The sequence below is a fragment of the Psychrobacter sp. 1U2 genome (assembly GCF_051847575.1).
Genome location: NZ_JBPYDC010000988.1, coordinates 1 through 747, shown reverse-complemented (window position 1 = coordinate 747; position 747 = coordinate 1). Strand labels below are relative to the sequence as shown.

The following is a 747-nucleotide window of genomic DNA, read 5'->3' as shown; positions in this document are numbered from 1 at the left end:
ATCAGTAAACTTAAAAAGAATAGGAATTTATGAAAATAGGGCGTAACAAAAAGTGTTGGTGTGGCTCAGGAAAGAAATTTAAACATTGTCATTATGGGCGAGAGAATGAGACTCCTGTGAGCCAAGGCGAAGCTATTAGCTATAGTCAGAAAAACGCTTCACGAAAGTGCTGTTATGCCCCTGCTGATTTAAAACATGAGTGTAGTAAAAAAATCATTAATGCTCATACTGTTTCAAAAAGTAGTAGTCTGAAAGAAATTGCAGATGAAAGTAACCATGTTTTTGGACTAAAAATAAACCTAGCAAACATAATAAAAAATGAAGGAAAGCTAATTCCTGAAAAAATAGGCATTAATCAAGCATCCACATTTAAGGGGTTCTGTTCAAAACATGATAAGTCTCTTTTTTCTTGTATTGAAGATAGAGAGTTTGTTGGAGATGACGAGCAGTGCTTAGCCCTAATGTATCGCTCAGTAGCGAAAGAGCTTTATGCTAAAGAAGGTGGACTTAATAACTCCGAGTTTGCTAAAAATGGTGATAAGGGTAAGCATTTATTAGGTCAACTATCTATTCAAAATTTTGTTGCAGATCAACAGAAAGCGATCAATGCTGCTCTCTCAGAATTATCGGAGCTTAAATCTGAACTTGATGATCAGCTCCTAGGAAAATCAGTTGGCAATTTAAGCCATCTTATTATTGATTCAACATCACCTATGCCTGTCGCTGTTTCTTCAATTGTTTCCCCTA

General features: G+C 35.7%; 1 protein-coding gene. It reads left to right on the top strand.

Going from position 1 to position 747, the window contains the following annotated elements:
• Positions 1–29 precede the first annotated feature (29 nt).
• A partial coding sequence (locus ACS8FD_RS19935; RefSeq protein WP_439277144.1) for an SEC-C metal-binding domain-containing protein occupies positions 30–747 on the top strand: 718 nt, incomplete at its 3' end.